At 72.4% G+C, this 16,430-nt stretch carries 19 protein-coding genes; 8 read left to right on the forward strand and 11 right to left on the reverse strand.

What is annotated here, in order from left to right; genetic code table 11:
- Window positions 1–87: 87 nt before the first annotated feature.
- Together ACQKQD_RS25605 and ACQKQD_RS25610 are read right to left on the reverse strand one after the other, a co-directional pair.
- Complete coding sequence (locus tag ACQKQD_RS25605) at window positions 88–951, reverse strand: universal stress protein (RefSeq protein WP_020094190.1); 864 nt, start codon at window positions 949–951, stop codon at window positions 88–90.
- A 27-nt stretch (window positions 952–978) separates the two neighbouring features.
- Window positions 979–2,127 (reverse strand): acyltransferase family protein, encoded by a 1,149-nt coding sequence (locus ACQKQD_RS25610; protein WP_100252456.1) that lies wholly within the window; start codon window positions 2,125–2,127, stop codon window positions 979–981.
- 322 nt (window positions 2,128–2,449) lie between these two features.
- On the opposite strand from ACQKQD_RS25610, the gene ACQKQD_RS25615 reads away from it, so the two are divergent.
- Window positions 2,450–3,151, forward strand: a complete 702-nt coding sequence (locus tag ACQKQD_RS25615; RefSeq protein WP_020094192.1) for a DUF4142 domain-containing protein — start codon at window positions 2,450–2,452, stop codon at window positions 3,149–3,151.
- A gap of 219 nt (window positions 3,152–3,370) precedes the next feature.
- Here the strand turns inward: ACQKQD_RS25615 and ACQKQD_RS25620 are convergent, their stop codons facing one another.
- From ACQKQD_RS25620 to ACQKQD_RS25630, 3 genes are all read right to left on the reverse strand, one after another.
- Entirely contained in the window at window positions 3,371–4,036 is a 666-nt protein-coding gene (locus ACQKQD_RS25620) for a carbonic anhydrase (RefSeq protein ID WP_020094193.1), read from the reverse strand.
- 44 nt (window positions 4,037–4,080) lie between these two features.
- Window positions 4,081–4,596, reverse strand: a complete 516-nt coding sequence (locus tag ACQKQD_RS25625; protein WP_427509920.1) for an NUDIX hydrolase — start codon at window positions 4,594–4,596, stop codon at window positions 4,081–4,083.
- A 112-nt stretch (window positions 4,597–4,708) separates the two neighbouring features.
- On the reverse strand, window positions 4,709–5,452 hold the full coding sequence (locus tag ACQKQD_RS25630; RefSeq protein ID WP_427509921.1) for a DUF429 domain-containing protein: 744 nt from the start codon (window positions 5,450–5,452) through the stop codon (window positions 4,709–4,711).
- Window positions 5,453–5,565: 113 nt separating this feature from the next.
- On the opposite strand from ACQKQD_RS25630, the gene ACQKQD_RS25635 reads away from it, so the two are divergent.
- Both ACQKQD_RS25635 and dut read left to right on the forward strand, forming a co-directional pair.
- Entirely contained in the window at window positions 5,566–6,447 is an 882-nt protein-coding gene (locus ACQKQD_RS25635) for an HpcH/HpaI aldolase/citrate lyase family protein (protein WP_427509922.1), read from the forward strand.
- A complete protein-coding gene (dut, locus tag ACQKQD_RS25640) occupies window positions 6,444–6,914 on the forward strand; it encodes a dUTP diphosphatase (protein WP_132367485.1) in 471 nt (156 codons plus the stop codon). The genes ACQKQD_RS25635 and dut overlap by 4 nt, the downstream gene beginning before the upstream one ends.
- Window positions 6,915–7,071: 157 nt before the next feature.
- On the opposite strand, the gene ACQKQD_RS25645 is transcribed toward dut, so the two are convergent.
- Window positions 7,072–7,947 carry an ATP-binding protein gene (locus tag ACQKQD_RS25645; protein ID WP_020094198.1) on the reverse strand — a complete coding sequence of 292 codons (876 nt, stop codon included), beginning with the start codon at window positions 7,945–7,947 and terminating at the stop codon, window positions 7,072–7,074.
- Window positions 7,948–8,114: 167 nt separating this feature from the next.
- Between ACQKQD_RS25645 and ACQKQD_RS25650 the strand changes: the two genes are divergently transcribed.
- From ACQKQD_RS25650 to ACQKQD_RS25670, 5 genes are all read left to right on the forward strand, one after another.
- Window positions 8,115–8,558: an OsmC family protein gene (locus ACQKQD_RS25650; protein WP_427509923.1), complete on the forward strand. Its 444-nt coding sequence runs from the start codon at window positions 8,115–8,117 to the stop codon at window positions 8,556–8,558.
- A gap of 106 nt (window positions 8,559–8,664) precedes the next feature.
- Window positions 8,665–9,030 (forward strand): YybH family protein, encoded by a 366-nt coding sequence (locus tag ACQKQD_RS25655; RefSeq protein WP_100252426.1) that lies wholly within the window; start codon window positions 8,665–8,667, stop codon window positions 9,028–9,030.
- 100 nt (window positions 9,031–9,130) lie between these two features.
- Window positions 9,131–10,477 (forward strand): serine--tRNA ligase, encoded by a 1,347-nt coding sequence (serS, locus tag ACQKQD_RS25660; RefSeq protein WP_427509924.1) that lies wholly within the window; start codon window positions 9,131–9,133, stop codon window positions 10,475–10,477.
- On the forward strand, window positions 10,477–11,241 hold the full coding sequence (surE, locus tag ACQKQD_RS25665) for a 5'/3'-nucleotidase SurE (protein ID WP_427509925.1): 765 nt from the start codon (window positions 10,477–10,479) through the stop codon (window positions 11,239–11,241). Before serS ends, surE begins: the two co-directional genes overlap by 1 nt.
- Before the next feature lie 62 nt (window positions 11,242–11,303).
- On the forward strand, window positions 11,304–11,900 hold the full coding sequence (locus ACQKQD_RS25670) for a protein-L-isoaspartate O-methyltransferase family protein (RefSeq protein WP_427509951.1): 597 nt from the start codon (window positions 11,304–11,306) through the stop codon (window positions 11,898–11,900).
- Window positions 11,901–12,004: 104 nt separating this feature from the next.
- Here the strand turns inward: ACQKQD_RS25670 and ACQKQD_RS25675 are convergent, their stop codons facing one another.
- The 5 genes from ACQKQD_RS25675 to yajC form a co-directional block, all read right to left on the reverse strand.
- Window positions 12,005–12,883, reverse strand: a complete 879-nt coding sequence (locus tag ACQKQD_RS25675; RefSeq protein ID WP_427509926.1) for a phytoene/squalene synthase family protein — start codon at window positions 12,881–12,883, stop codon at window positions 12,005–12,007.
- Window positions 12,883–13,281 carry an Mth938-like domain-containing protein gene (locus ACQKQD_RS25680; RefSeq protein WP_427509927.1) on the reverse strand — a complete coding sequence of 133 codons (399 nt, stop codon included), beginning with the start codon at window positions 13,279–13,281 and terminating at the stop codon, window positions 12,883–12,885. The genes ACQKQD_RS25675 and ACQKQD_RS25680 overlap by 1 nt, the downstream gene beginning before the upstream one ends.
- Window positions 13,282–13,294: 13 nt before the next feature.
- Entirely contained in the window at window positions 13,295–14,236 is a 942-nt protein-coding gene (gene secF / locus ACQKQD_RS25685) for a protein translocase subunit SecF (RefSeq protein ID WP_012319245.1), read from the reverse strand.
- A 122-nt stretch (window positions 14,237–14,358) separates the two neighbouring features.
- Window positions 14,359–15,963 carry a protein translocase subunit SecD gene (secD, locus tag ACQKQD_RS25690; RefSeq protein ID WP_091927054.1) on the reverse strand — a complete coding sequence of 535 codons (1,605 nt, stop codon included), beginning with the start codon at window positions 15,961–15,963 and terminating at the stop codon, window positions 14,359–14,361.
- 56 nt (window positions 15,964–16,019) lie between these two features.
- On the reverse strand, window positions 16,020–16,352 hold the full coding sequence (gene yajC / locus ACQKQD_RS25695) for a preprotein translocase subunit YajC (protein ID WP_020094208.1): 333 nt from the start codon (window positions 16,350–16,352) through the stop codon (window positions 16,020–16,022).
- Between the last annotated feature and the right edge of the window lie 78 nt (window positions 16,353–16,430).

The raw sequence follows: 16,430 nt of genomic DNA on the forward strand, positions 1-16,430 counted from the left end.
CGGGACCCGAACGCCGGTCACCGGGCAGGGTTCCCGGCGCCGAAGGACATGCGGTGCCGCAATCCGTCGGCCGGGCTCGCGGAGCGCTCAATGCGCCATCAGCACCGGCATGTCGGCGTGGGCGAGAACGTGGCTGGTGACGCCGCCGAAGATCATCTGGCGCAGGCGGCTCTGGGTATATGCGCCCTTGATGAGAAGATCGCAGCCGAACGCCTTCGCCTCCGCCAGAAAGGTCTCGCCGGGCACGCGCCGGCCGGCCGGCAGGGCCCGGTGCGACGCGTCCACACCCTCGCAGGCCAGGGCCTGGGCGAGGTCCTGCGCGGTCGGGCCCGGCACCATGCCACCCTCGACGCTGAGCACGAGCACCCGCTCGGCCCGCCGCAGGAACGGCATCGCGAAAGCCACCGCCCGGGCGGTTTCGGTCGACCCGTTCCAGGCGATGACCACGGCGTCACCGAGGCTGGCCGGTGCCGTAGGCGGCGCCAGCAGGATCGGGCGGCCGCTCTCGAACAGGGCCGTCTCGAACGTGGTCATGCGCGGGGCGTTGTCGGTGGTGCCGGGACGCCCGACCACCGTTGCCGAGAACAGCCGCGCGTACTGCCCGAGGAACGCGTCGCCGGTGGGGACGTCCTGTCGCCAGCGGTAGCGCGGTCCGGCATCCGGCACCCGGTCCGGTATGCAGAGCCCGTCGCGGGCGTGCCGCGGGATGCCGGCGCCGTCCATGAAGGCCACGAAGCGGCCGCCCGCCTCCTCGGCCTCGGCCCGGTCGGCCTCCTCGTCGCGCAGCCACGTCATGCCGCCGACCATGTCGACCGGCACGTACTCGGCCAGCGCCGGGCGCAGGGACACGCCCTCGATCAGACTGCCGAAGCGCGTGGCCGCCAGCCGGGTCGTCTCGAAGACGGAGGGCAGGGCGTCGTGCATCGCGACGGGAACGAGCAGGGTCTTCATGCTGGCCTTCTCCTCGGGCAGGCGAGGCTAATCCTCCCGGCCGCGCGGTGGAACCGGGGCCGGCACGGCGCGCACACGGTTTTGCGGCGCGCCCGGATCGAGCCGCCTCCGGAGGGCCCGGGTCAGGGGCCGCTCGACGAGGCGGTGGACCACGAGCGCGGCCGCGGCGCTGCCCGCGAGCATCAGCGCCATGCTGGCCAAGGGATGCAGGGCGGGGGCAAGGCCGAGCCGGAGCAGCGCCTCGCGCACGAGGCGCAGCGCGAACGGGTGCACGAGGTAGAGGGCGTAGGATGCGTCGCCGAGCGCGACGAGCCCGCGCACGGGGGACGGCAGCCGCGCGACCGCGGCCGCGTCGCGGGGTGGCCCGAGGGCGGCCGCCACCAGCAGGACGGCCGGCCCGCCGACGAGGAGCGGGCGCAGGAACCCGTCGGCCTCGCCGAGACCCGCGAGCACCCGCGCGGCCAGGATCAGCCCCAGCACGCCCAGCACCGCGAGCCCGACCCGCAGGGGGAGGGCCGGCCGGAACCCCGCGCCCCAGGCGAAGGCGAGACCGGCGCCGGCGGCGAATTCGAGTACGATCGGATCCGACCAGAAGCGCAGCGGCACCGGCAGGCCCGGCACGAGGGCGCCGACCGCCACGAGGACGGCCAAGCTCCCGCACAGCCACGCGACGGCGCCGCGCCGCCCGAAGCCGAGACCCGCGGCGAAGAGTGCGTAGAAGGCCGCCTCGTAGTTCAGGGTCCAGCCGAGGCCGTAGAGCGGCTGGACGGTGCCGTCGGGGCGGGCCGCCGGCCAGAACAGGAAGCTCGCCGCGAGGGCGACCGGGTCGCGCACCAGCGCGGCGGCCTCGCCCAGAAGGTCCGGCCGCGCGAGCGCCAGGACGAGGTAGAGCAGGCTCACCAGCCAGTAGAGGGGCACCACCCGGGCGACCCGGTGGGCGAGGAAGCGGGCGCGGCCGCCCGACCGGCCCGCGAGCCGGCCGCCGGCATGGACGATGACGAAGCCGGAGATCACGAAGAACAGGTCGACCCCGCCCCACCAGGGCAGCAGCGTCGCGGGATCGAGCGCCGGGCCGGCGCCCCGGTCAGCGAGGAGGCCCGCCTCGTGCCGCGCGTGGTGCCATGCCACCATGAGGGCGGCGGCGGCGCGGAGGATCTGGACGGCGACGACGATCACGGGCTGCCCGCGCGCGTCGCGCTTCGAGCCCTGCCCGGAGGTGCGGCCGGAAGGACCCACCCGCCGAGGCCACCGTCCCGGACGAGCGCGATCGGCATCCTGCGGGGTTCACCGAGAGGGCACGCGCGCCGGATTAGATCCGCTCGGGAACCGTATTGTCCGATGCGAAAACGGCAGGAACCATAAGCCGATAGCCTCGTTGACGGACCAATTCGCGAACCCGCCGGCTCCGAGTTGCCTGCGACGTCGTCTGCCGAGGCGTCCGTGCTGCACATGCGGCGTCCTTCCGCGGTTCGCGTGCCCATCTCGAACAGAGGTCCCGATGCTGAAGAACTACGCTGCCGCGTCCGCGCTCGTCCTGGCGCTGTCGACCCCGGCCATGGCCCAGAGCGCCAACGACTTCCGCATGCAGTCGATGCAGGCGAACGCCTTCGAGATCCAGTCCTCGCAGATCGCCCTGTCCAAGTCGCGCAACCCGCGCATCCGCTCCTACGCCCAGGAGGTGCTCCGTGACCACCGCGCCGCCAACGTCGCCCTGGCCGGCGGCCAGATGAACGGCGTCGCCGGCGATCCGGGCCTCGGTGGCCTGGTCACCGCCCCGATCGCGGTGGCGGGCAGCGCCGTGGGCGCCGGCGTCGGCGCGGCGACCGGCGTGGTCGGCGGCACCCTGGCGGGCGGCCCGGTCGGCGGCCTCGAGGGCGCGGGTGCTGGCGCGGCGCGCGGCGCCGCCGCGGGTGGCCAGATCGGCCGCGGCGACGTGATGGCGACCGGCGCCTCGACGATCGTCCCGCCGAACCCGGAGCAGCAGGCGATGCTGGCCCAGCTCTCGGCCGCCCCGGCCGGCGCCCGCTTCGACCGCCTGTACGCGTCGCAGCAGATCCAGGCCCATCAGATGACCATCGCGATGACCCAGGCCTACGCTCAGGGCGGCCCGAACCCGGCCCTGCGCAACTACGCCCAGCAGGCCCTGCCGGCCCTGCAGATGCACCTGCAGCAGGCCGAGCGTCTCCCGGGCGCCATGTAAGCGGCACAGACTTCGGCGGCCCGGCCTCGGCCGGGCCGAACGAGAAGGCGGCGGGCGCGAGCCCGCCGCCTTTCTCATGTCGATGGCTGTTCGAGCCAGGATGATCGCCGGCCGACCGCGGCGAACGACCTTCGCGGACGCGCCGCGCCGGCGCGTCCCAGCATCATCGGATCCGGGACCGGCCGACCGGTCCCGAATCTCAGCGCCCGCGCCGTGCGCTCACTCGCACGCGATGGCGGCGACGGAACGGACCGACTGGCCGGTCGTGTCGATCGGCGGCTTGAACTCGCCGGACTGCGGATCGCGCACCAGCAGGGAGCCGCTGGCCACGCCGAAATGCGCGCCGTGGATCTCGAGGCGGCCGTCGTCGACCCGCTCCTTCACGAACGGGAAGGTCAGCAGGTTCTCCATGCTCTGGACGACCACGGCATGTTCCAGCTTGGTCAGGTAGTTCGGCGCGGCGGGATCGCCGGCCTTGTCCTCGGCCTGACCCACGAGCGAGACCCACTTGCCGATGAAGTCGCCGGGCGAGAGCGGCTTCGCCTTGTTGGCCCAGGCCTTGATGCCGCCGCAGGTGGCATGCCCGAGGACGACGATGTGCTTCACCTCCAGGGCTTGGACGGCGAATTCCAGGGCCGCCGAGGTGCCGTGATACTGGCCGTCCGGCTGGTAGACCGGCACGAGGTTGGCGACGTTGCGGATCGTGAACAGCTCGCCCGGGCCGGCATTGAAGATCGCGCTGGGCGAGACCCGGCTGTCGCAGCAGCTGATGACCAGGATCTCCGGATTCTGCGTCGAGGCGAGCTGCGCGAAGCGCCGACGCTCGGTCGGGAAGCGGTCGAGGAGGAAGGACCGGTAGCCTTCGGTCAGGTAGACGGGGAACATAAAGTCGTCTCCAGTTAGACAAATCCGCGACAGCGGGAGTGAAATCAAAGTCCTCGCCAAGCAAGAACGCGCGGCTGAGCCGGAATAGTCCCGCACGCGAGGTCCGACGCCAGATCCGCGAGACCGGCCGGCTCGACGTGCTCACCGCTAGCGCGCAACTCGTCGAGCGGCCACCAGCGCGTCCCGATCAGCGGGTTGTCCTCGGTCTCGGCGAGCCGGCTCGTGTCGACCCGGTCGTCGGGCAGGCGGACGAGGAAGTAGCGCTCCCGGGCGTCCCGTGCCTGACGGAACAGGTGGAACGGGCCGTCGCAGGCCGCGACCTGCGGGCCGATCGTGGCGTCGCCCCGGCCGATCTCCTCCTCGAGTTCCCGCCGGCAGGCGGTGACGTGGTCCTCGCCGGGCTCAAGGCCGCCGCCGGGCATGAACCAGAACCGGAGCGGCGCCCCGTCCGGCCCCCTCGCGTGGACCGACGTGTAGGCGATGAGCAGGATCCGGTCCCGCGGATCGAGGACGATCGCGCGGGCGATGTGTCGGACGGGCAGGGAGTTCGCGGCGCTCATGCAGCCAGAGCTAGAGCGCGCGCCGGGGACGGACACCGGCCGCGCGCGCGCCTGCGTGCAAAACAGCACGTTGCGGTCGCCGACGCGCCCGGCGGAGGTGCGGGGCGCCGGTTCAGGACGGCGGGCGGGGCGCCGGTGCCCAGATCACGACGGGGAGCCCGAAGGCGTCGCGCTCGGGCGGATCCGGCAGCGGCACGGCCTGTCCGAGGCTTATGTCGCGGGCCACCACGAGGGCGGCCAGCGCGTCGAGATGGTCGTCCTCCGGAACGCCCTTGACCCGGGACCCGATCAGCGCGTCCGGCAGGCCCGCGGCTGCGAGGAGCGCCCGCCGGAGGTCCAGCCCCTCGCGGGCGCGCCTGCCCTTCTTGGGCAGGCCGAGCGGCCGGCCGCCGTTGAGGGCGTGGAAGGCCACCTCGGGATGCACCTCGTGGACCCGCGCGCGCGCCTCCGGGCGCTCCCGCAGGAGCGTGTCGACCGCGCGGACGTAGCGGAAGATGTTGTAGCCCTGGATCGACGGCGCGAAGGGCGGGTCGCTCGCGGCCCGCGAGGCGGCCTTCGCGGCGGCGTAGTCGGGGGCGTAGACCGCGCTCCGCGGCGGCATCGGGAACACCGAGGCCCGCGCCGGCCCGAGCCGGGCGCGCGCGGCCCGGTCGGCGCCGCGGCCGCCGCCGGTGATCCGGTCGGGCAGCCCGATCGGCACGTCGATCCCGACGATGCCGGGCCGCTCCGGCGCGTCGAGGAGCGCGGCGACGTCGGGGAACAGGGCGCAGCGGTGCCGGTCGGGGTCGTCGAGGTCGAGGAGCGCGCCCGCCCAGGCGCCGCGGCAGCCGTCCAGTCCCGCGATCCAGCGCGCCATGCCATTCCCCCGCCGCGGTGCGTGCGGCCGCCGTTCCGGCCCGCGTTCTTGCCGGGATGCGCGCGGAAAGCTATCCGCGTCGCCGAGGGCGCCGCCGGCCCGGGAGAAGCGTGATGAGCGAGATCCGTCCCCGTCGCAGCGTGCTGGCGATGCCGGGCTCCAACGCCCGGGCGCTGGAGAAGGCGCGGTCGCTCCCCGCCGACGTGCTTCTGATCGACCTCGAGGACGGCACCGCCCCCGCCGCGAAGGCGGCGGCCCGCGCCCAGGTCGCCACCGCGGTCGCCGCGCGGGGCTTCGGCCCGCGCGAGGTCGTGGTCCGCATCAACCCGCCGGAGACCGAGGACGGCGAGGCCGACCTCGTGGCGCTCGCGCCGGCCGCCCCGGACGCGATCCTGGTGCCGAAGGTCCGGACCTCCGACGCGCTGATCGCCGTGGGCTCCCGCCTGCGCCGCCTCGGCGCGCCCCTGGCGACGCGGGTCTGGGCGATGATCGAGACGCCGATGGCGGTGGTGAACGCCGCCGAGATCGCCGGCGCGGCCCGGGACGTGGACGGCCGGCTCGGCGCCCTGGTGATCGGCCCGAACGACCTGCTGAAGGCGTCGCGGATCCGGCCGCCGGGGCGGGCCGCCCTGCTGCCCTGGCTGATGAACGTCCTGGCCGCCGCCCGGGCCTACGAGATCGAGGCGATCGACGGCGTGTTCACCGACCTCAAGGACGCGACCGGGTTCGAGGCCGAGTGCGCGCAGGGCCGCGACCTCGGCTTCGACGGCAAGATGCTGATCCACCCGAGCCAGATCGGCCCGGCCAACGCCGCCTTCGGGCCGGATGCCGAGGAGCTCGCGCAGGCCCGCCGGCTGATGGACGTGTTCGACGCGCCGGAGAACCGCGAGCGCGGGGTCATCGCGGTAGACGGCAAGATGGTCGAGCGCCTCCACGTCGAGGCCGCCCGGCGGACGCTCGCCATGGCCGAGGCGATCGCGCGGATGACCGCGTGAGCGACCTGCCGGAGGTCGGGCTGCGGCTGCTCGACCCGCGCCTGCCGGGCTGGGGCTTCCCGCGCTGGGGTTCGTCGGGCGCGGCCGGCCTCGACCTGCACGCCTGCCTCGACGCGCCCCTGGAGTTGCAGCCTCAGGGGAAGGCGGTCCTGATCCCGGCGGGGGTCAGCGTGCTGATCCGCGATCCCGCTTGGTGCGGGCTGATCTTCCCGCGCTCGGGCCGCGGACACCGGGACGGTCTGGTGCTCGGCAACGGCACCGGTGTGATCGACGCGGATTACGAGGGTCCGCTGCTGGTCTCCGCCTGGAATCGCGACGCATCCGAGCCCGTGCGAATCGAGCCGGGCGAGCGGATCGCGCAGCTCGTCTTCACGCGGATCACGCGGCCGGCGCTGACTGTGCTGGAGGGCGCGCCCGGCCCCGGCTCGGAGCGGGGCGCGGGCGGGTTCGGGTCGAGCGGGCGCTAGCGCGCCCTCCGTCATCACGAGCGGAGCGAAGTGACCCAGGGCAGCGCGACATTGCCAAGCGTGGCGCTGCCTGGATTGCTTCGCTCCGCTCGCAAAGACGGCGGGGCTGACGCCATCAGCCAGGGCGCGGATGACGACGAGAGCTCGGCGCCGCCCCTCAGTCCAGCGTCTTGCCGAGCCGCCCGGCCAGGTCCTGGATGAACTGGAACGCGGTCCGGCCCGAGCGCGAGCCGCGGGTGGTGGCCCATTCCAGGGATTCGGCGCGCAGCTGGTCCGGCGCCACGGCGAGGCCGTAGCGGTCGGCGTAGGCGCGGATCATCGCCAGGTACTCGTCCTGGCTGCACTTGTGGAAACCGAGCCAGAGGCCGAACCGGTCCGAGAGCGAGACCTTCTCCTCCACCGCCTCGCCGGGGTTGATGGCGGTCGAGCGCTCGTTCTCCACCATGTCGCGGGCGAGCAGGTGGCGGCGGTTCGATGTGGCGTAGAACAGCACGTTCCCCGGCCGCCCCTCGATGCCGCCGTCGAGCGCCGTCTTGAGCGACTTGTACGAGGTGTCGTCGGCGTCGAAGGAGAGGTCGTCGCAGTAGACGAGCCAGCGGTGCGGGTCCGGCCGCAGCAGGGCCATCAGGTCGGGCAGCGCCTCGATGTCCTCGCGGTGGATCTCGACGAGCTTCATCGGCAGGCTGCCGGCGGGCCGGCGGGCGTTGATCTCGGCGTGGGCCGCCTTGACCAGCGAGGACTTGCCCATGCCGCGGGCGCCCCACAGCAGGGCGTTGTTGGCCGGCAGGCCGCGGGCGAAGCGCTCGGTGTTCTCCACCAGGGTGTCGCGCGCCCGGTCGATGCCGGTGAGCAGCCCCATCTCCACCCGGGCCACCTGCGGCACCGGGGTCAGCCGGCGCTCGGGCCCCCACAGGAACGCGTCGGCGGCGCTCGGGTCGAAGGCTGGTGGGACGGCGGGCGCGGTCCGCTCCAGCGCGGTGGCGATGCGCTCCAGGAGCGGCATCAGGGTGTCAAGGGTGGCGGGGCTCGTCATCGGATCGGGGGGTTCGCGTGCGGGTCGGTCAGGCGGCCGGTTCTACGGGGAAGAACCAGGGAAATCATCCGTGTCCGGACGCATGGCGCGGTCCTCCCGAACGGGAACCGGGATCGAGCGTTGGTATACCCGGCAGGTCGCGCCGACACGTCCGCCGGGGAGCATCGATGGAAGCCGAACCGACGATCCGGATCACCCAGGTCGCGGATTACGTCTTCACGGTCGATTTCAGCGCGGCCCTGCCGGCGCTGCGCACCGACGAGGCGCCCCCGATCGGCGGCGGGACCGGGCCGTTCCCCGAGCAGCTCCTGATCTCCGGCGTCGCGAACTGCCTCTGCGCCAGCCTCGTCTTCGCACTGGGCAAGTTCCGCCAGGACGCGCACGGCGTCGCGGCCGAGGCATCCTGCCGGGTGGAGCGCAACGCCGAAGGGCGGCTGCGCGTCACCGGGATCGGCGTCCACATCCAGCTCGGCGCCGCCGCCGCCGACATGCCGCGGATCGACCGGGTGCTGGAGCAGTTCGAGCGGTTCTGCACCGTCTCGGAGAGCGTGAAGGCCGGGATTCCGGTCGCCGTGTCGGTGGCCGACCGCCACGGCACGCGCCTGAAATGACGCGCGACGCGGAAAGATCGGTCGCCCGGCGCATTGCCGCAGCACCGAACGGCCGCGATGGCCGCAATGGCCGCAATGGCCGCAATGCCTGGAGTGAGGAGACGCCATGACGGACCAGACGCGAGAGCCCGCCCGCGCCCCCGAGGCGCTCGCTGCCCTGTTCAATCAGCGCGCCAATGCCGGCGACGTCGAGGGCCTCGTCGCCCTCTACGAGCCCGACGCGGTGCTGGCGGCGGGTCGCATCGTCGCCACGGGCCACGCCGAGATCCGGACCTTCTACGCCGACCTGCTGGCGCGCAAATCCGACTTCCCGGCGCCGGAAACGCCGCCGCCGCTGCGCAACGGCGCGCTGGCCATGACCTTCGCGCGGCTGCCCAACGGCGCATTCTCGGTGGAGGTCGCCCGCGAGCAAGCGGACGGCACGTGGCTCTGGGCGATCGACCAGCTGAAGCTCGCGCCGCCGAAGGGCTGACGGCCGGCTCGGACGCTCCCGCGCGCTTGTCCCACCGGACGCGATGCGGCAAAGCGGGACCCGCGCGCTCGACGCCGCGCAGAAGACCCGAGCCGACTCGATGCACGACATCCGCGCCATCCGGGAGAACCCGGACGCCTTCGACCGCGACCTCCAGCGCCGGGGCCTCGCGCCGCTCTCGGCCGAGCTGATCGCCCTCGACGAGGCGCGGAAATCGTCGGTCTCGGCCGCGCAGGCCAACCAGGAGCGGCGCAACGCGCTGGCCAAGGAGATCGGCGGCGCCAAGAAGGCCAAGGACGAGGACCGCGCCGCCGCCCTGATGGCCGAGGTCGCGGCCCTGAAGGGGGCCGAGCCGGAGCTGAAAGCCGCGCAGGACGCGGCCGACAAGACCCTGGCCGACCGCCTCGCCGCGATCCCGAACCGGCCGAAGCCCGACGTGCCGGAGGGCGCGGACGAGCACGGCAACGTCCTCTACCGCAGCCACGCCGCGACCCGCGAGCGGCTGACCGAAGGCCGCGAGCATTTCGAGCTCGGCGAGGCCTCGGGCCTGATGGATTTCGAGGCGGCGGCCAAGCTGTCCGGCTCGCGCTTCGTGGTGCTGAAGGGCCAGCTCGCTCGGCTGGAGCGGGCGCTCGGTCAGTTCATGCTCGACCTGCACACGCAGGAGCACGGCTACCTGGAGGTGGCGCCGCCGGTGCTGGTGCGCGACGCCGCCATGTTCGGCACCGCGCAATTGCCGAAGTTCGAGGACGATCAGTTCTCGGTCTTCAAGGGCCTCGATTACATAAAGTCGCTGCAGGGCCAGGCGGGCACGGACTCGGCGCCGGTCAGCGACGAGCATTTCTGGCTCGTCCCCACCGCCGAGGTGCCGCTGACCAACCTCGTGCGCGAGGCGATCCTGCGCGAGGAGGAACTCCCCCTGCGCTTCACCGCGCTGACGCCCTGCTTCCGGGCCGAGGCCGGGGCGGCGGGGCGCGACACCCGCGGCATGCTGCGCCAGCACCAGTTCAGCAAGGTCGAGCTGGTCTCGATCACGACGCCGGAGGAATCCGCCAACGAGCACGAGCGGATGCTCACAAGCGCCGAGGCGGTCCTGAAGAAGCTGGATCTGCCCTACCGGGTGATGACGCTCTGCACCGGCGACATGGGCTTCGCCAGCCAGAAGACCTACGACATCGAGGTCTGGGTGCCGGGCCAGCGCACCCACCGCGAGATCTCGTCCTGCTCGGTCTGCGGCGATTTCCAGGCGCGGCGGATGAACGCCCGCTACCGGGGCAAGGACGGCAAGCCGGCCTATGTCCACACGCTCAACGGCTCGGGCGTCGCGGTCGGCCGCGCGCTCATCGCCGTGATGGAGAACTACCAGAACCCGGACGGGAGCATCACCATCCCGTCGGTGCTCCACCCCTACATGGGCGGGCTCAACCGGATCGAGGGCACCCGCTGATGCGCATCCTGGTCACCAACGACGACGGCATCCACGCGCCGGGGCTCGCAACCCTGGAGGAAATCGCCCGGGAGCTCTCGGACGACGTCTGGGTCGTGGCGCCGGAGAGCGACCAGTCCGGCGTGTCGCACTCCCTCTCGCTCAACGATCCGCTGCGGCTGCGGCAGGTCTCGGAGCAGCGCTTCGCCGTGAAGGGCACGCCGTCGGACTGCGTGATCCTGGGCGTGCGCCACATCCTGGGCGATCACGGTCCGGACCTCGTCCTGTCGGGAGTCAACCGCGGCCAGAACGTCGCCGAGGACGTGACCTATTCGGGCACGATCGCGGCCGCCATGGAGGGGACGATCCTCGGCATCCGCTCCATCGCCATGAGCCAGGCCTACGGCGCCGGCGGGCGCGGCGCGCTCAAGTGGGACTGCGCCCGGACGCACGGCGCGAAGGTCGTCCGCAAGATCCTGGAGACCGGGATCGAGCCCGGCATCCTGATCAACGTGAACTTCCCGGACTGCGAACCGGCCGACGTGCAGGGCGTCGCGGTGGCGGCGCAGGGCTTCCGCAACCAGGCGCTGCTGTCGATCGACGCGCGTGTCGACGGGCGCGGCAACCCGTATTTCTGGCTGGCCTTCGCCAAGGCCCGGTTCGAGCCGGGCCACGGCTCGGATCTCAAGGCCATCGCCGAGAAGCGGATCTCGGTGACGCCCCTGCGCCTCGACCTCACCGACGAGCCGACGCTGACGCGCTTCGCGCAGGCCTTCGCCGAGTGATCGAAAGGACGTCGATCGATCTGGGAAGCCTGGAGGAGGCTGCCGGCAATGCGGCCTTCGTGATGGCGCTCCGGGGTCGCGGCCTGCGGGACACCGCGGTGCTGCGGGCCATGGAGCAGGTCCCGCGGGACACCTTCGCGCCGCCGCCGCATCGGGAGCACGCGCGGCGCGACATCGCGCTGCCGCTGTCGTGCGGCGCCTCGATGACGGCGCCGTCGACGGTGGCGCTGATGCTGGCGCAGCTGCGGCTCGAGCCCGGCCAGCGCGTCCTGGAGATCGGCACCGGCTCGGGCTACGTGACCGCGCTGCTCGCCCAGCTGGGCGCCGGGGCGGTGCTCAGCCTGGAGCGCTACACATCGCTGGCCGGGGCGGCGACGCGGCGGCTCGCGGCCCTGTCCGAGGTGCATGTCGTCCGGGCGGACGGGCTGGCCCCGGACCTGCCGGACGGCGGCTTCGACCGGATCCTCGTCCACGGCAGCGTCCCGACGATCCCATCGCACTGGCGCGCGGCCCTGGAACCGGGCGGACGGCTGGTGACGGGCCTGCGCGACGACGGCGGCTGCCGGGTGGCGGCACTGGCGACGCCGGAGGCCGAGCCGGAGCTCGGCGCGCTGGTGCGTCTGGCGCCCCTGGTGCCGGGACTGGCGCAGGTACTCTGATACCCCTCCGTCATCGCGAGCGCAGCGAAGCGACCCGTGGCCGCGCGCCCTCCGCAAGCGTGGCGCCGCTGGATTGCTTCGCCCCGCTCGCAAAGACGCCGCCGCTATCCGACGCGCCGCGCCGCCCACCACAGGCGCCACAGCCGGCGCCAGCGCGGCAGCTCGACGTGCGTGTTGAGCGGGTCGTAGGAGGCCCGCTCCATGGCGCCGAGGTAGGGCTCCATCAGGGCCGTGGGCAGGAAGGCGGCGCCCGCCGAGGGCGCGATGGTCGGGCGGGCCGCCTCGAAGGCCTTCAGGTGCTGCCGGGCGAGGGCGCGCAGGTCGGCGCAGGCCCGGCGCAGGCCCGGACCGCCGCGGCCCGTGACGATGTCCTCGCGGGTGACGCCGTAGCGGCCGAGGATGTCGGCTGGCAGGTAGACCTGCCCCGCGCGGGCGTGCCAGGGCAGGGCGCGCAGGAGCCCGGTGATGCCGTACGCCACGCCGGCATGGCCGGCCGCGCCCGCGCCGCCCGGTTCGGTGCCGTTGCCGATCACGAGGCTCGCCAGCCGGAACAGCGCCGAGGCGGTCTCGCCGCAATAGCCCTCGAGGTCGTTCACCCGGGGCATCGGGTCCTCGTAGAGGTCGAAGACGCGGGCGTCGATCAGGTCGACGAAGGGCTGGCGGCCGAGGCGGTTCACCCGGATCGCCTCCTCCAGGGCCGCCGCCACCGGATTGGCGCGCACGTCGCCGCGCGCCTCGCCCTGCAGGGCGTCACGCCACCATTGCAGGCGGATCTCGCCGGCCATCGGGTTCGAGACGGCCTCGCGCACCCGCGCGATGGTCAACGAGAAGGCGTAGAGGGCGAAGAGGTGCGGGCGGGCGGCGGCCGGGGCGAACAGGGTCGCGTAGTAGCGGTCCGGGTCGCCGGCCCGCACGAGGCCCTCGCAGTGGGACTGCGCGAAGGCGAGCCCGGTCTCGGCGGTCTGGCCGTCGACCTCCGGCATCAGGCCACCGCGATCAGCGCGGCGGCGACCTTGCGGTTCTCGGCCACCAGGATGTTGTAGGTCCGGGCGGCGGCGCCGGTCTGCATCACGTCGAGGCCGACGCCGAGATCCTTCAGCCAGCCCCGGAGCGCGGGATCGATCGCCGCGATGTCGAGGCCGGTCCCGACGAGCAGCAGCTCGATGCCGCCGGCCTCGACCTGAACCGGGCGCAGGGCCGTGCGGTCGATGGCCCGCGGCTCCGTCACGTCCCAGGCGCGGACTCCCGAGGGCAGCAGCAGGATCGAGCCGCGATGCGACATCCCGGCGAAGCGGAAGCCGCCGTTGCCGTAGGTGTCGATGATGTGCCGCCCCGGCACGAAGCCGGAGTCGAAGTTCTTCGGGCTTGGCTGATCGGCCATCTCGGGAAAGGGACTACTCCGCCGGTTGCGGGACGCCGGAACGCTCCGAGGCCGCGCGGGCGCCCGAGAGCATCAGGCCCAGATAGATCAACACCGGCGTCGAGACGAAGATCGCCGAGTAGGTGCAGATCAGGACGCCGCAGAGCATCACGACGGCGAAGCCCTTGATCGCCTCGCCGCCGAACAGCACCAGCGCCAGCAGCGACAGCGCCGACGAGATCGACGTCATCACCGTGCGCGACATGGTCGAGTTGATCGACAGGTTGAGCAGGTCGACGGTCGGAATGGTCTTGTAGCGGCGCATGAGCTCGCGGGTCCGGTCGAACACCACCACGGTCTCGTTCAGCGAGTAACCGACGATCGTCAGGATCGCGGCGATCGAGGTCATGTTGAACTCGATGCGGCTGATGATGAAGACGCCGACGGTCAGCACGATGTCGTGGAGGGTGCCCACGATGGCGCCGAGCGCCAGCTCCCGCTCGAACCGGAACCAGAGGTAGAGCAGCACTGCCACGACGGAGAGCACGACGCCGAGCGTGCCGGACTGGACGAGCTCGCCGGAGACGCGCGGACCGACGGTCTCGGTGCGGCGGAAATCGTAATCCTTGTCGAAGGCGGCGTGCGCCTTGTTCATCACCGCGGTCTGGCCCTGCTCGCCGGGCTGGAGCGGCAGGCGGACCAGCACGGTGCCCTGGTTGCCGAGTTCCTGCACCTCCGGCTCGCCGAAGCCGAAGCCCGCGGCCGTGTGCCGGATCGACGCCACGTCCGCGGTGCCGGACTTCGCCTGCAGCTCCACCAGGGTGCCGCCCTTGAAATCGATGCCGAAATTCAGCCCGATCGTCAGGAACAGCGCCACGGTCGCGAGCGACAGCACCGCCGAGAGCGGGAAGGTGAAGCGCCGGAATCGCATGAAGTCGAAATGCGATTCATCGGGCCAGAGGCGGAGCAGGCGCATGGTCGGTACTCTATTCGCGGACATCGCGATGGAGGACGGTCGAGGCGCGGGTCCCCTCTCCCGTGCGGGACAGGGGGGTCACGTCGCGCCGCCCGCGCTCCTTCGATGGCCTCCCAGACTAATCAGAACGGCAGGGTCTTCGGCCGGAACGTGTTGTACCACACCGCGATCATCATCCGGGTCAGCGTCACCGCGGTGATGACCGTGGTGAGGATGCCGAGGATGAAGACCACGGCGAAGCCCTTCACCGGGCCCGAGCCGAGGAAGAACAGGATCAGGGCGGCGATCGCCATGGTCGAGTTCGAGTCGATGATGGTGGCGAAGGCCCGGTCGAAGCCCGCCTGCAGCGCCGAGATCAGCGAGCGGCCGGCCCGCTGCTCCTCGCGCATGCGCTCGTAGATCAGCACGTTCGAATCCACCGCGGTGCCGATGGTGAGCACGATGCCGGCGATGCCCGGGAGCGTCATGGTCGCCTCCAGCACCGACATCAGGCCGAGGATCAGCCCGACGTGGACGATGAGGGCGATGTTGGCGATGAAGCCGAAGGTCCCGTAGGTCGCGAACATGAAGGTCACGACGAGGGCCGCCGCCACCAGGGTCGCGAGCTTGCCGGCCTCGATGGAGTCGCGGCCGAGGCCCGGGCCGACGACGCGGCGCTCGACCACGGTGAACTTCGCGGGCAGCGCGCCGGCGCGCAGCAGGACCGCCAGATCGTTGGCCTGCTGCACGGTGAAGTTGCCGGTGATCTGACCCGAGCCGCCGGTGATCGCCGAGCGGATCACCGGGGCCGACACGACCTCGTTGTCGAGCACGATCGCCATGCGCCGGCCGATATTCTCCGAGGTCGCCTGTCCGAAGCGCTGCGCGCCGCGCAGGTTGAACTTGAAGCTCACCATCGGCTCGTGGGACTGCTGGTCGAAGGACGGCTGCGCGTCGGTCAGCTCGCCGCCGTCGGCCATGACCCGGCGCTCCACCGGGACCTTGGCGCCCTTCTCGTCCTTGGAGGGCAGCATGTCGACGTCGCCCGAGGGGCTGTCGGCGAGCATGCGGAACTCGAGCTTGGCGGTGGAGCCGAGCAGCTTCTCGAGCCGCTCCGGGTTCTGCTCGCCGGGCACCTGGATCAGGATCCGGTCCGCGCCCTGCTGCTGGATCGACGGCTCGGTGGTTCCGGTCGAGTCGAGGCGGCGCCGGATGACCTCGATGCCCTGGCTCACGGCCCGGCGGGTGCGGTCGGTGATGCCGGCATCGGTGAGGGTCAGGCGGATCACCCCGCCCGGCTGCTCGGCGATGTCGAGGGTGCGGGCCGCCGTCTGGCCGATCGAGGTGGTGATCGGCTGCGACAGCTCCTGGAGCTTCGGCAGGACCTTGGCCCGGGCGGCGGAGTCGTCGATCTTCACCTGCACGCCGCGCGGCAGCAGGCCGATGCCGCCGTCGGCGCGGACGTTCTCCTGCTGGAGCACGCGGCGCACGTCGTCGCGCAGGGCCTTCGCCTGCGAGGCGATCAGTTCGTTCTGGTCCACCTCGAGCAGCAGCTGCGAGCCGCCCTGCAGGTCGAGGCCGAGCACGATCGCGCGCGTCGGCACCACCCAGCTGGGGAACCAGGGGGGCAGGCTGGCGACGAAGCTCTTGCGCTGCTCGGGCGAGAAGAAGCTCGGCACGGCGAGCATCAGCCCCACCAGGATCAGGCCCAGTGTCGCGATGATCTTCGCACGGGAGAAGCGCAGCATCGGCCGTCTTTTTCTCTTTTGGGCCGGCGCGCGGCGCCGGCCGGTTCAACCGGGAATCAGGCGGCCTTCACCGTGCCCTTGGCGCGGACCTCGGAGATCATCGACCGGACCACCCGCACGCGCACGTTCGGGGCGATCTCGACCTCGATCTCGGCCTGGTCGTCCGAAGCCTTGGTCACGCGGCCGACGAGGCCGCCGTTGGTGACGACTGTGTCGTCCCGGCGCACGGACTTGAGCAGCGCCTGGTGGTCCTTGACCCGCTTCTGCTGCGGTCGCAGGATCAGGAAGTACATGATCACGAAGATCAGGACGAACGGGACCACCTGAAAGGCGATCTCCGCTCCGCCAGCGGCCGCACCGGCCCCTTGCGCGAAGGCGGGGGTGATCAACGAGCGTCTCCTGCGAATGGCGCGCAGGCCTGCCGCCGGATGTGGCGCCCGCAGACCTGTCGAAAAGCGCGCGGACTA

The sequence above is a fragment of the Methylobacterium sp. NPDC080182 genome (assembly GCF_050281105.1).
GTDB lineage: Bacteria > Pseudomonadota > Alphaproteobacteria > Rhizobiales > Beijerinckiaceae > Methylobacterium.